The following is a 12,461-nucleotide window of genomic DNA, read 5'->3' on the forward strand; positions in this document are numbered from 1 at the left end:
TTTACTGGAACGCGGCAGGACGTCAGCCTCGCAGGCGTGTTGGGTAGTGATCACAAAACGGCGGTGCGCGCGCCGGACCGGACCTATCGCCCGGAACTGCAGGGCCTGCGCGCGGTGGCCGCACTGCTCGTGGTCGTCTACCACGTGTGGCTGGGCCGGGTGTCCGGTGGCGTCGACGTCTTCTTCCTGATCTCCGGGTTCCTGGTGACGGGACAGCTGGTGCGGGCCACCGGGCGAGGACGGCTCGACCTGCGCGCGCTGTGGAGCCGGATGGCCAAGCGGCTGCTGCCCGCCGCTGTCGTCGTGCTCGGCGCGGTGCTGGTGGCCGGGGCGGTGCTGCTACCGGAGAACCGCTGGCCGCAGACCGTGCGGGAGGTGATCGCGTCCGCGCTGTTCCTGGAGAACTGGCAGCTCGCCTCGGACTCCACGGACTACTACGCGCAACACGACCAGGCGAGCGTCGTGCAGCACTTCTGGTCGTTGTCGATCCAGGGCCAGTTCTACTTGATCTGGCCCTTGCTGATTTTGGTCGTCACGCTGCTGCGCCGATCGCTTTTCCGTTTGCTGGCAGTGGTTTTCGTGCTTTCGCTCGGCTACTCGGTGTGGCTCACCGCCGTCGACCAGCCGCTGGCGTACTTCCACACGGCGACGCGGATCTGGGAGTTCGCCTTCGGAGGCCTGCTGGCGTTGGCCGTGTCGCGCATTGACCTCTCCAGTCCTTTGAGGACGGTCCTGGGCTGGGTCGGCCTGCTGGGACTCGTGGTCTGCGGGATCGTGCTGGACGTGGGCGCGGGATTCCCGGGCTACCTGGCGTTGTGGCCGACGACGTGCGCCGCCGCGGTGATCGTCGCCGGAGCCACCGGCAGCAGGGTCGGCGCGGACCGCTTGCTCAGCGCCCCGCCGCTGCGCTACCTGGGCGACCTCAGCTACGCCCTCTACCTCTGGCACTGGCCGGTGCTGGTGGGCTGGCTCGTGCTCAGCGGCCGCGACGAGGTCGGGGTGGAGGACGGGCTTGCGATCATCGGAGCGTCACTCGTGCTCGCGGCGGTCACGCACCACCTGGTGGAGGAACCCGTGCGCAGGTCTCGTTTCAGGGCACGCACGCTCACCGCCCTGCTGTTGATCCCGCTCCTGGTGGCGACGACCGTCCTGCAGCCGACGGGACCGCGTGAGGTGGCCGCGCAGATCCCGGCCACGGACTTCGCGGCGCTCGACGGCCAGCACTGCGCGAAATCCGTGCACAACCAGGAGCTCGACATCTGCTACGGCCCCGTCGAAGGCACCCCGGCCAAACGGGTAGTGCTCGTCGGCGACTCCCACGTCCAGCAGTACCTTGCCGCGTTCGCGCCGATCGCGGAACGCCGGAACTGGCAGCTGATCGCCATGCTCAAGGGCGCCTGCCCGTTCTCCACGCGGTCGGAGAAGGTGCCCGGCGACCAGTCCTGCCTGCGGTGGAACGAGAGTGCGGCGACCGAGATCATCGGCCTGCGCCCGGACTTCGTCTTCACCCTCGCCTCCCGCAACGTCCAGGTAGGACTGACGGAGGAGACGCCGCCGGGGTTCGTCGAGCGCTGGCGCCAGCTCGACGCCGAGCAGATCCCGGTGGTCGCGGTGCGCGACAACCCCCGCTACAGCTTCTCGGTGCTGGACTGCGTGCAGGTGCACGGTCCCGCGGCCCGCTGCGGCGCACCCCGTGCCGAGTTGCTCGCACCCGTTCCGCCGTACGCGCAGCTCGACGTGCCGGCCAACGTGTCGTTCCTCGACTTCAGCGACCACCTCTGCACCGCGGACCTGTGCCCGCCCGTCGTCGGAGACCTGCTGGTCAACTTCGACGACAACCACGTGAGCGCCACCTTCATGCGCTCGCTGTCCGCCGTGGTCGAGGAAGGGCTCGACACGGTCACCGACAACTCGTGAGTCCCGGTTGTTGTGAAGAGGTCATGAAGATCGCAGACGGGACGATTCGTGCGCCCTAAGTTCGGGGAACTGGCCACCCCTGCTCGAAGGAATCGCATGTACAGAAAACGAAGCGCGGCTCTCGCGGCCGCGCTCCTGCTCTCCGTCGCGGTGGCGAAACCCGCGGCGGCGAGCGGAACGCAGCCGCAGGCCGCGGGTACGCCCGGCGTCGTCACCCTGATCACCGGCGACCAGGTCGTCGTCGACGGCGACCGCGTCTCGTCCGTGCGGATGGCGAAGGGCCGCGAACAGCTGCGTGCCTGGCGCTACCGGCTCGACGGCCACGACCACGTCGTGCCGCAGGACGCGGTCGCGGACCTGAAGGCCGGCAAGCTGGACAAGCGGCTGTTCGACGTCACCGGGCTCGTCCAGCAGGGCTACGACGACCGCAACGAACCCACCGTGCCGACCATCGTGACCGGCGCGAACGCCCTGACCGCCGGCGTCAACGCGGTCTACATCCCGAAGACCGAGGCGGCAGGGCGGTGGCGTGCGCGCGGCTCGTCCCGGCTCGCGGCGGAGAAGATCTGGCTCAACGGCCGGGTGCGGCCGACGCTAGACGAGAGCGTGAAGCAGATCGGCGCGCCGAAGGCCTGGCAGGCAGGGTTCCGCGGGGACGGCGTGAAGGTCGCCGTCCTCGACACCGGGTACGACACCGCGCATCCCGACCTCAAGTCCGTTGTGGACACTTCGGCGGACTTCACCGGCGAGGGCGTGCAGGACCTCGACGGGCACGGCACGCACGTGGCGAGCACGATCGCGGGCAGTGGCGCGGCGTCGCAGGGCCGCTACCAGGGCGTCGCACCCGGAGCGCGGCTGCTGGTCGGCAAGGTGCTCGGCGAGTTCGGCGGCCGGGAGGACTGGGTCCTCAACGGCATGCGGTGGGCCGTGCAGCAGGGCGCCGACGTCGTCAACATGAGCCTCGGCGGTGGCGTCACCGACGGCACCGACCTGATGTCCCAGACGGTCAACGAGCTCTCGGCGTCGAGCGGCACGCTGTTCGTCATCGCGGCCGGCAACTACGGGCTGCGCGAGAGCGTGGGCAGCCCCGGCGCCGCCGACCGCGCGCTCACCGTGGCGAACGTGACCAAGCGCGACAAGCTCAACCTGACCTCGAGTCAGGGTCCGCGGCTGGGCGACTTCGGGCTGAAGCCGGAGATCGCCGGACCGGGCACGGACATCGTCGCGGCGCGGGCGGCCGGGCTGCTGCCCGAGTACGCGGTGGGGGACAACTACGCGCAGCTCTCCGGCACGTCGATGGCGTCGCCGCACGTCGCCGGTGCCGCCGCGATCCTCGCGCAGCAGCACCCGGACTGGACGGGCGAGCAGATCAAGAACGCGCTCATCGGCTCGTCTCAACGACTTGCGGGCATCTCCACGCTGGCTCAGGGCGCGGGCAGGCTCGACATCGCTCGCGGTGTCGCGCAACAGGTCCGGGCCGAGGGTGTGGCCGGGTTCGGCACGGTGTGGGGCACCGCCGAGTCCAGCAGGGAGATCACGTACGTCAACTCCGGCAGCAAACCGGTCACGTTGGCGCTGGAGTTGGACGTCGACCGCAAGAACGTGCTCTCGGTGCCGAAGTCGGTGACGGTGCCCGCCGGTGGGTCGGCGTCGGTCACGGTGACCGCGCGTCCGACGGCACAAACGGCGGGCGAGCTCACCGGAGTGCTGCGGGCGCGTGCCGGTGACGTCGTGCTGACGACCCCGGTGACCGGGCAGTTCAACGGCGAGAAGCAGACGCTGACCGTGAAGGTGCCGCCGAGGTCCGGCGAGTCCTTCCAGTCCCTGGTGATCGTGCAGAACGAACGCACCGGCCAGGCGTTCGGGGACTTCACCTTCACCGACTCGCTGAGCCTCACGGTGCCGAGCGGCCCTTACCGCGTGCTCGGCCTCATCGCGGAGCTGACCGGCGACAACACGTTGTTCGCTCAGCGCGTGGAGATCTCCAAGGACACCACGGTCGACGCGAACACCATGGCGGGCAAGCCGATCACGGTCGGCGTGGACGACCCGGACGCGCGGCCCCAGATCGGCGGCGGGTTCGGCCTCCTGTCCGACCCCGACGAGTCCGGCCCGCTCGAGTCCGCGGGCATCCTGCGCGGCGGTGGCGTGCCGAGGGACGGCGCGCGGCTGTACAGCGTGGCCGGTCCGGACGTGCGCGGGTTGTCGCTGACGAACCTCAGCTACTTCAACCACCCGTGGGCGCTCACGACGGTGAGCGGGGCCGGAGGGTTCGAGCTCAGCGAGACGTACTTCCCGTGGACCACCGACTTCACCGGCACGCGCACCGGCCGGTTGGTCGGCGTCGGCGAGGCAGACCGCGCGTCGATCGAGGCGGCCGACGTCTCCGGTGCGATCGCGGTGATCACGCCGAAGAACTGGGACGACCCGGTGTACCCGCCGGGGGAGCAGCTGATGAGCGGCGTGGAACTGTTGAAGCAGAGGGGCGCGCTGGCCGTGCTCTCCTACTTCAACCCGACCATCGACTCGGGCTCGGCCGCCGAACCCGCGCTGCCCACCGGCCTGATCTTCAACTCCGCGGAACTGCGCCGCGTGCAGGACCTGATGGCGCAACGGACTGTGGAGGCCACGATGTCCGTGCGTGCCAACAGCCCGGTGTCGTACTTCCTCGGCCAGGAGGTCAAGGGCCTGCCCGGCGGGTACGACTTCCAGTTCGCGAAGGCCGGTCTCGGCCGGATCGAGCGCAGGCTGATCGACACGATGCCGGCGAACACGTACCGGTTCGGCGCGGCTTCGTGGACCGTCGGGCCGATGCGGGCGGGAGCGGACGTCGAGTCGAAGTGGCCGCAGCGCCGCACCGACTACATCTCGCCGGCCGCCGCGGTGCAGCTGTTCGACGCGGGCGCGTTCCTGCCGGACGGCCGCCAGCCGTACACGGAGGTCACGCTCCCGGTGACGGTGAAGGCGGGGGAGAAGCGGACCTCCCGGGTCTTCGCCGCGCCGTTCGGCCCGGAGCTGACCACGCCGCTGATCGCACGGGGCGACAACAAGCCGTTGCCGTGGGCGTACCGCTCGCGTGACCGGATCAGCCTGATGGTCCCGATGTTCTCCGACAGCGATCCCGGCACGGTCAGCTTCTTCGACCCGTCGCACACCGGCACCACCGTGCTGTCGCGCAACGGCAAGGAGATCGGCCGCAGCGAGGACCGCGCGGCGCTGGGCACGTTCGACGTGCCGCGCGGCCCGGGCTGGTTCACCCTGGCCGCCGAAGCCGTGCGGCCGACCGGCAACCTCACTCCCGCACTGTCCACAAAGGTGCGTTCGGAGTGGCGGTTCCACGCGCGGTCCGGCATGGCCGAGCGGGCGGCGTTGCCGTTGCTCGACATCCGGTACGCGCTGGACCTCGACGACCACAACACCGCGCACGGTCCGGTGCGCGGCACGGTGTCGGTGGCGCACCAGCCCGGTGCCCCGTCGGCGAACGTGCGGTCGATCGGGGTGGAGGTGTCCTTCGACGACGGCGTGACGTGGCGGCGCGTCAAGGTCGCCGGCGGGAAGCTGGAGCTTCCGGCGGGGACGACGGGCTTCGCGTCGTTGCGCGCGACGGCCGCCGACGTCCTGGGCAACTCGGTGACGGAGACGATCACCAGGGCCTACGCGGTGAAGTAGGGCAGCGGAGGTGCCCCGCTCGGGGGCGGGGCACCTCCTGCGCGGAAGGTAGGTCTGGCAGTACCAGGAAATCGCGGGCCTGCCACATCCCGCCGCGCCGGACGAGGCTGAGGACACCACGAAGAAGGGGATGTCCGATGCAGCAACGGGTTCTCGGCCGGCAGGGACTGAAGGTGTCGGCGATCGGCTACGGCGCCATGGGGATCAACCTCGCGTACGGCGCCAGCGACGAGCAGGGCGGCGCCGAGGCCATCCAGCGCGCCTACGACCTCGGCGTCACGTTGTTCGACACCGCCGAGATGTACGGCTGGGGCGACAACGAGAAGGTCGTCGGCCGCGCGCTGAGGTCCGTGCGCGACGACGTCGTGATCGCGACGAAGTTCGGTTTCACCCACGACTACGGCACCGACAGCAGGCCGGAGCACATCCGCGAAGTCGTCGAGAACAGCCTGCGGTTCCTCGGCGTCGACACGATCGACCTGCTCTACCAGCACCGCGTCGACCCCTCGGTGCCCATCGAGGACGTCGCGGGCACGGTGAAGGAGTTCGTGGACGCGGGCAAGGTGAAGTACTTCGGGCTGTGCGAGACCGGGCCCCAGACGATCCGCCGTGCACACGCCGTGCTGCCCGTGTCCGTGCTGCAGACCGAGTACTCGCTGTTCGAACGGGACGCCGAGCAGGTGTTCGGAGTGCTGGACGAGCTCGGCATCGGGTTTGTGCCGTACTCGCCGCTGGGCCGTGGGTTCCTCACGGGCACCGCGCGGCCGGGCTCCTCCTACGACGAGACGGACATCCGCTCGACCGATCCGCGCTGGCAGCCCGGCAACTTCGAGAAGAACGTCGAGGCCACCCGGCAGCTCGCCGTGCTGGCCGGCGACCTCGGCGCGACCATCGCGCAACTCGCGCTGGCGTGGCACCTGGCGCAGGGCGAGCACATCGTGCCGATCCCGGGCACGCGCAGTGCGAAGCGGGTCGAGGAGAACGTCGGCGCCGCCTCCCTCGCCCTGAGCGCCGCGGACCTGGCCGCGATCGCCGAGATCCTGCCGAACGGCGGGTTCGGTGCGCGTTTCGCGGGCGAGGTCCCCGTCTGGGAGTGAAATGCTGTGCGGGTGGACGGTGAGATCGGCAGTTTCCTGACCGCACGCCGGGCACGGGTGGCGCCGGAGGACCGAGGTCTGGTCTCCGGCACCCGCCGCCGGGTGCCCGGTCTGCGGCGCGAGGAGGTCGCGCTGCTGGCCGGGGTGAGCGTGGACTACTACGTCCGGCTCGAACAGGGCCGCGCCGAGTCGCCGTCCGACGCCGTGCTCGGTGCGCTGGCACGGGTGCTCGGCCTCGACGCGGTGGCGTACGACCACCTGCTGCGCCTCGCCCGTCCGCACCGTCCCGCGATCCTGTCGCCGCAACGGGTCCGGCCGGGCGCTCGGGCGTTGCTCGACGCGATGCACGGGATTCCGGCGATCCTCGTGGGACGCTGGCAGGAGATCCTCTACGCGAACCGGCTCGGCGAAGCCGTGCTGCCCGCGCATTACCCCGGACCTGGCCGCAACGCCGCGCGTCACGTGTTCCTCGGATCCGACGCGCGCGACTACTACGCCGACTGGGACGTGGTCGCGGCCGACACGGTCTCCGTGCTGCGGCAGGAAAGCAGCCGCCATCCCGGCGATCCCGTCCTGGCCGCGCTGGTCGCCGAGCTCACCGCCGCGAGTCGTGAGTTCGCGCGGCTGTGCTCGTTGCACGACGTGCAGGTCAAGACCGACGGCCTGATCCGGCTCAACACCGCCGCCGGCCCGCTGAGCCTGACCTACGAGTACCTGCTGGCCGACGGCGGCGCCGAGGTGATCGTCACCTACCTGCCCGCCGACCGGGCCACCGCGGACGCGTTGGTCTCACTGGGCCAGCAGCTTGGCGATCCCGAACTCGAACCGCGCGTCGAACGACTCCTCGGCGAGGAAAGGTAGAACGCGCTTCAGGGCCGGTCGGTCTCCGATGGCGAGATCTTCCGAACCCTGCGGCAGCGCCTGTTCTTCCTGCGCCAGGCCGAGGATGAAGTAGATGACGCTCCAGCACGTCCACGCGGCGTCCCGAGGGGACAGTCCGCCGTCCAGCAGTGCGGCGACGAGCGCCTCCGCCGTGTCCAAAGTGGCCGGTTCCGCGGCGTAGGTGCCTGCCACGACAGCGGCTCCGTCGCGGTGTGCCAGCAGCGCCTGCCGGTAGCGGCGCGCGATCTCGGCGGCCCGCTCGCGCCAGTGCTGCGGCAGGCCGTCGAGGGAGACGCCGCCGACGATCGCGTCGGCCATCAGCTCCTCGAGCCGCGCCTTGGTCTTGACGTGCCAGAGGACGGTGTTCATCCGCACGTCGAGCTTCTGCGCGATGGCGCGCATCGACACCGCCTCGGCGCCGCGTTCGTCGAGGATCTCCAGCGCGGTGCGCACCACGTCCGCTTGACTCTTGGTCACTGACCTAGTCTACTCGACCGCGAAGCATTGGTCAGTGACCAAGGGAGAGAGTCATGCACGACGTCGTCATCGTGGGCGCGGGGCCGACCGGCCTCTGGCTGGCAGGGGAACTGCGGCTGGGAGGGGCCTCCGTGGTGGTGCTGGAGACCCGGCTGAACAGGGACGAGAACTCCAAGGCGCTCACGATCCACCCCCGCACGATCGAGATCCTCGACTGCCGGGGTGTGGTGGAGCTGTTCCTGGAGGAGGGCATCCGCATCCCGAACGGGCACTTCGGCGGGCTGCCTGACCGCATGGACTTCTCGGTGCTGGACACGCCGTATCCGTTCACGCTGGCGTTGCCCCAGGTCCGCACCGAGGAGCTGCTCGAACAACGCGCCGTCGGCATGGGCGCGACGGTGAGGAGGGGTTGTCAGGTGGTCGGCCTGACCCCGAACGGGGTCGAGCTGGCTGATGGTGAAGTCGCTGGACGGTATGTGGTCGGCTGCGACGGCACCCGCAGCACCGTGCGCGAGGTCGCGGGCATCGACTTCCCCGGCACCGCCGCCACGACCTGGGGCTGGCTGGGCGACGTCGTCCTCGACGATCCGCCCGCGCGGGGGTTCGCGAGCTTCACTGGCCCCGACGGCGGCCTGATGGTCGTGCCGCTGCCCGGTGGGGTGCATCGGATCGTCGGCGGCGACCCCGCCACGAACCGTCCCGAGTGGCCCGGTGAGCTGACCCTCGACGAACTGCGCGCAACCGTCAAGGCGATCGCGGGCACCGACTTCGGCCTGCGGGACCCGAAGTGGTTGTCGCGCTTCGGCAACGCCACCCGCCAGGCCTCCGCCTACCGGTCCGGTTCCGTTCTCCTGGCCGGAGACGCCGCGCACATGCACTTCCCGACCGGGGGAGTGGGCATGAACGTCGGCATCCAGGACGCGCACAACCTCGGCTGGAAACTCGCCGCCGTCGTGACCGGGCGCGCGGACGACTCGTTGCTCGACACCTACCACTCCGAACGTCACCCGGTGGGCGCCGATCTGCTCCGCCACACCAGGGCCCAGACCGCGTTGATGACGGCGTACTCGGCCGAGGGGCAGGCGCTGCGGGCGGTCGTCAGCGGGCTGATCGCGACCGCGCCGGACATGTCCAAGGAGCTCGCCGAACGGCTGTCCGGGCTCGACGTCGACTACGGGAACGGCCGGCGGGTGCCCGACGACGGCACGCTCTTCACCCGGCTGCGGTCCGGTCGTCCGGTCGAGACGGCCGCCGGCCTTGTGCGTCCCGACGGGCACCTCGCCTAGTCCAGGACGTCGAGGACCTCGCTCAGCGCCCGCAGTTGACGTGCGTCGAGGCGTCCGAAGATCTCCCGCAGGACGTCGGTGCCCGCCTCCTCGCCCGCAGCGAGGGCCTGGACGCCCTCGTCGGTCGCGGACACGACCTTGGCCCGTTTGTCGGCGGCATCGGACGTCCTGCGCACCAGGCCGTCCCGCTCCATCGCCTCGACGGCCTGGGTGATCGACCGGGCGGCCATGCCGAGTTCGGTGGCCAGCCGCGTCTGCTTGACCGGCCCCAGCCTCGTGAGCACCTGGAGGATCTTCGTGCGGGCGAGCGACACCCCGGTCCCGGACAGGTGCTCGTCCACCGCCCTGCGGATCCTGGCGGACGTCATCAGGTAGCGCAGTCCGACGTCGGCGGCGTCCATCGGCCTCCTTTGTGAGGTACCTCAGTATCGTGCATCATTGAACCATGACCACCGCCATCATCACCGGCGCGACGCACGGCCTGGGCCGGCTCGTCGCGCTCGACCTCGCCCGCCGCGGCTTCGACCTGGGCGTCGTCGCCCGCAGCGCCTCGAAGGTGGACGACCTGCGTGCCGAGATCGGGGCGGGCGTCACCGTCACGGCCTTCGTCGCCGACCTGTCCTCGCTGGAGGACATCCGTCGCGCGGCGAAGGCGATCGACGCGCACTACGACCGCGTCGACGTGCTGATCAACAACGCCGGGATCCACGCGTTCAGCCCGCGCGTCACCCCGGACGGCGTGCCCGAGATGACCGCCGTGAACTACCTGGCGCCGTGGGTCCTGACGAACGCCCTGCGCGACAAGCTGATCGCCTCGGCACCCGCCCGCGTCGTCACCGTCGCGTCCGAGGCGGCACGGCAGGCTCGAAGCCTCGATCCGGCCACCGCGCTGACGTCCGCCGCCCACTACGGCCGGACCAAGCTGATGGACATCATGTTCAGCCAGGAGCTTGCGCGGCGGCTGGAGGGTACCGGGGTCACGGCCAACTGCTGCGACCCCGGTTTCAACACCACCGGCCTCGGCCGTGAACTGCCGTTCTCGGGCCTGCTGGAGAAGGCGCTGCACGCGTTGCGCATCGGCGACCCCGCTCGTGGTGCGTCGATCATCACGCGGCTCGTGGTGGACCCCGGCTTCGCGGACGTCACCGGCGGCTACTTCTCGGTGAAGGACGCCGCGCCCCTGGCGTGCCCGGAGGCGGGGCGCGGCGTCGTCCAGCGCTTGCTGTGGGAGGAGACCGAGACGCTGCTCAGCTGAGGTGGTGCACCTCCTGCGCGCCGTAGACCGGCGTCGGCACGCCCTCGAACCGCGCTTTCAGTTGCAGCGCCAGGAAGAGCGAGTAGTAGCGCGACTGGTGCAGGTTGCCGCCGTGGAACCACAGGCCGGGCTGCCGGGTCGGCTTCCACATGTTGCGCTGCTCGCCCTCCCACGGGCCGGGGTCCTTGGTCGTGCCGGACCCGAGGCCCCAGCACTTGCCGACCCGGTCCGCCATCTCCTGCCCGGCGAGGTCGGCGACCCAGCCGTTCATCGAGCCGTAGCCGGTGGCGTAGACGACGAGATCGGCCTCCAGTTCGGTGCCGTCGGACAGCACGACGGCGTTCTTCGTCAGGCGGTCGACCTGGCCGCGAACGAGCTTGATCTTGCCGTCCGCCACCAGTTCCGAGGCGCCCACGTCGATGTAGTAGCCGGAGCCACGGCGCAGGTACTTGAGGAACAGCCCTGAGTCGTCGTCGCCCCAGTCGAGGTCGAAACCGGCCTTCTCCAGTCGTGCGTAGAAGTCCGCGTCACGCTCCTTGATCTGCTGGTACACCGGGATCTGGAACTGCGGCAGGATCCGGTAGGGCAGCGAGGCGAAGATCGTGTCGGCGCGGTCGGTCGTGACGCCGGCGGCGACGGCCCGTTCCGAGTAGAGATCGCCCAAGGCTATGTCCATCAACGAGTCCGAGCGCACGATGTGCGTCGACGAGCGCTGGACCATCGTGACGTCCACGCCGTGCTCCCACAGCGCCGCGCAGATGTCGTGGGCGGAGTTGTTCGAGCCGATCACGACGGCCTTGCGTCCGGCGTAGGCCTCCGGTCCGGGGTGTTTCGACGAGTGGTGCTGGTCGCCCTCGAACAGCTCCGCACCGGGGAACGTCGGCACGTTCGCCTTGCCGGACATGCCGGTCGCGAACACGAGCTGCTTAGGGTGCAGGGTCACGGATTCGCCGTCGCGGTCGACCGTGACCGTCCACTGTGCACCGTCGTAGGTCGCTTCCTTGACCTCCGAACGGGTCCAGTACGGCACCTCCATCACCCGCGTGTACATCTCCAGCCAGTCCGCGATCTTGTCCTTGGGCGCGAACACCGGCCAGTTGTCCGGGAACGGCAGGTACGGCAGGTGGTCGTACCAGACCGGGTCGTGCAGGCAGAGGCTCTTGTACCGCTTGCGCCACGAGTCGCCGGGCCGGTCGTTGCGCTCCAGCACCAGCGCGGGCACACCGAGCTGCCGCAGCCGCGCACCCAGCGCGATGCCGCCCTGTCCGCCGCCGATCACCACGACGTACGGCTGCTGCGCGTACCCGAGTTCGGCCTGCTCGCGTTCGCGTTCCTCGGCCCACGACCGGCGTTCCTCGATCACGCCGTGCCGCACGCCCTTGGGCCGCGTGTCCTTCTTGTGCTCCTCGAACCCCTTCAGCTCGTGCAGGCTCGTCAGCAGCGTCCACGCGCCCTCGTCGTTGAGCCGCAGGTGCCCTTTGCAACGGCCTGAGGTGGTCTCGAACTCGAGCCACGCCTCCACGACCCCGTCGGCCTCCGATGGCGTCTCGGTCGTGCGGAAGTTCTCCGGATCGGTGCCGTCGAGACACGCGCTGAGCAGGTCCGCGACGCCCTCGCGGCCCTCGACGGTCTTGATGTTCCAGGTGAAGGCGACGAGATCGCGCCAGTAGCTGTCGGTGGCGAACAGGCCGGCGGCGGCGTCGACGTCCCGTGCCTTGAGCGCCGCCTCGAACTCGGCGAGCCAGGCGTCCGCGCGAGCTTGCGCCGTGCGATCCATGGTCTGCGTCATCGCGGCTCCTCGTCAGTCGTCCTGCCGCCGATTCACCTCCTTCCCGCGCTTCGGCGAAACCGTTGCACCGGATTGCACGCCTGGTCCAT

9 protein-coding genes are annotated in these 12,461 nt (G+C 70.2%); 6 read left to right on the top strand and 3 right to left on the bottom strand.

The window, feature by feature from the left end:
* Positions 1–36: 36 nt before the first annotated feature.
* The 4 genes from ACH413_RS03065 to ACH413_RS03080 all read left to right on the top strand — a co-directional run bounded on the left by ACH413_RS03065 (position 37) and on the right by ACH413_RS03080 (position 7,544).
* Complete coding sequence (locus tag ACH413_RS03065) at positions 37–1,917, top strand: acyltransferase family protein (RefSeq protein WP_360030027.1); 1,881 nt, start codon at positions 37–39, stop codon at positions 1,915–1,917.
* Between the two features lie 96 nt (positions 1,918–2,013).
* Positions 2,014–5,586 carry a S8 family serine peptidase gene (locus ACH413_RS03070; protein ID WP_360030029.1) on the top strand — a complete coding sequence of 1,191 codons (3,573 nt, stop codon included), beginning with the start codon at positions 2,014–2,016 and terminating at the stop codon, positions 5,584–5,586.
* 137 nt (positions 5,587–5,723) lie between these two features.
* A complete protein-coding gene (locus ACH413_RS03075) occupies positions 5,724–6,683 on the top strand; it encodes an aldo/keto reductase (RefSeq protein ID WP_360030031.1) in 960 nt (319 codons plus the stop codon).
* 12 nt (positions 6,684–6,695) lie between these two features.
* Positions 6,696–7,544 carry a helix-turn-helix transcriptional regulator gene (locus ACH413_RS03080; RefSeq protein ID WP_360030033.1) on the top strand — a complete coding sequence of 283 codons (849 nt, stop codon included), beginning with the start codon at positions 6,696–6,698 and terminating at the stop codon, positions 7,542–7,544.
* Here ACH413_RS03080 and ACH413_RS03085 read toward each other — a convergent pair.
* Positions 7,473–8,042: a TetR/AcrR family transcriptional regulator C-terminal domain-containing protein gene (locus tag ACH413_RS03085; RefSeq protein WP_360030035.1), complete on the bottom strand. Its 570-nt coding sequence runs from the start codon at positions 8,040–8,042 to the stop codon at positions 7,473–7,475. The genes ACH413_RS03080 and ACH413_RS03085 overlap by 72 nt on opposite strands.
* 53 nt (positions 8,043–8,095) lie before the next feature.
* Between ACH413_RS03085 and ACH413_RS03090 the strand changes: the two genes are divergently transcribed.
* Complete coding sequence (locus tag ACH413_RS03090) at positions 8,096–9,328, top strand: FAD-dependent monooxygenase (RefSeq protein WP_360030037.1); 1,233 nt, start codon at positions 8,096–8,098, stop codon at positions 9,326–9,328.
* Here ACH413_RS03090 and ACH413_RS03095 read toward each other — a convergent pair.
* Positions 9,325–9,729: a MarR family transcriptional regulator gene (locus tag ACH413_RS03095; protein ID WP_360030039.1), complete on the bottom strand. Its 405-nt coding sequence runs from the start codon at positions 9,727–9,729 to the stop codon at positions 9,325–9,327. The two genes, ACH413_RS03090 and ACH413_RS03095, sit on opposite strands and share 4 nt — an antisense overlap.
* A 44-nt stretch (positions 9,730–9,773) precedes the next feature.
* Here ACH413_RS03095 and ACH413_RS03100 point away from each other — a divergent pair, with 44 nt between their 5' ends.
* The gene (locus ACH413_RS03100) at positions 9,774–10,583 is read left to right on the top strand and encodes an SDR family NAD(P)-dependent oxidoreductase (RefSeq protein WP_360030041.1); all 810 of its coding nucleotides are present in this window, start codon (positions 9,774–9,776) and stop codon (positions 10,581–10,583) included.
* Here the strand turns inward: ACH413_RS03100 and ACH413_RS03105 are convergent.
* Complete coding sequence (locus tag ACH413_RS03105) at positions 10,576–12,372, bottom strand: NAD(P)/FAD-dependent oxidoreductase (RefSeq protein ID WP_360030043.1); 1,797 nt, start codon at positions 12,370–12,372, stop codon at positions 10,576–10,578. The genes ACH413_RS03100 and ACH413_RS03105 overlap by 8 nt on opposite strands.
* Positions 12,373–12,461 lie beyond the last annotated feature (89 nt).

The organism is Lentzea sp. NPDC020367 (assembly GCF_044387305.1).
Taxonomy (GTDB): domain Bacteria; phylum Actinomycetota; class Actinomycetes; order Mycobacteriales; family Pseudonocardiaceae; genus Lentzea.

Coding starts and splice junctions, on each gene's coding strand:
- ACH413_RS03070 (WP_360030029.1), top strand. CDS start 2,014: ATGTACAGAAAACGAAGCGCGGCTCTCGCGGCCGCGCTCCTGCTCTCC.
- ACH413_RS03075 (WP_360030031.1), top strand. CDS start 5,724: ATGCAGCAACGGGTTCTCGGCCGGCAGGGACTGAAGGTGTCGGCGATC.
- ACH413_RS03090 (WP_360030037.1), top strand. CDS start 8,096: ATGCACGACGTCGTCATCGTGGGCGCGGGGCCGACCGGCCTCTGGCTG.
- ACH413_RS03095 (WP_360030039.1), bottom strand. CDS start 9,729: ATGGACGCCGCCGACGTCGGACTGCGCTACCTGATGACGTCCGCCAGG.
- ACH413_RS03100 (WP_360030041.1), top strand. CDS start 9,774: ATGACCACCGCCATCATCACCGGCGCGACGCACGGCCTGGGCCGGCTC.
- ACH413_RS03105 (WP_360030043.1), bottom strand. CDS start 12,372: ATGACGCAGACCATGGATCGCACGGCGCAAGCTCGCGCGGACGCCTGG.